Source organism: Novilysobacter selenitireducens (assembly GCF_020026895.1).
Lineage (GTDB): Bacteria > Pseudomonadota > Gammaproteobacteria > Xanthomonadales > Xanthomonadaceae > Lysobacter_C > Lysobacter_C selenitireducens.
The window spans coordinates 1-290 of record NZ_JAINZW010000051.1 but is presented as its reverse complement, the minus strand read 5'-3'; the positions used below and the strand labels follow the sequence as shown (position 1 = coordinate 290).

The following is a 290-nucleotide window of genomic DNA, read 5'->3' as shown; positions in this document are numbered from 1 at the left end:
GAGCGTTTGGACCACTGAGATACGTCCGTATCGTCATCGACCAAGAATCCGGTCGGTCAAAAGGCACGGCTTTCGCCTGCTATTGGAACAAAGAGGACGCAGACAAGGTCATTGCTGCGTCGGAGACACTCCACAAGGAATCAGGCGTAGTGCGTTGTACTACCACTATCTCATACACCTGACTCATCTGAGCACAGAACGCGTCGCCGATCAAGAATCCGTTCAGTGCTCCATCACTCCTTACGCCGGATCCTTCATCGTCGCTTGCACGAAATCTCGTCATCCATGGA

General features: G+C 52.8%; 1 protein-coding gene. It reads left to right on the top strand.

The genetic code is table 11. The annotated features are described in order from the left end of the window. The first annotated feature begins 14 nt into the window (after positions 1–14). A complete protein-coding gene (locus K6753_RS14865; protein WP_223677174.1) occupies positions 15–182 on the top strand; it encodes an RNA-binding protein in 168 nt (55 codons plus the stop codon). The last annotated feature ends 108 nt before the right edge of the window (positions 183–290 follow it).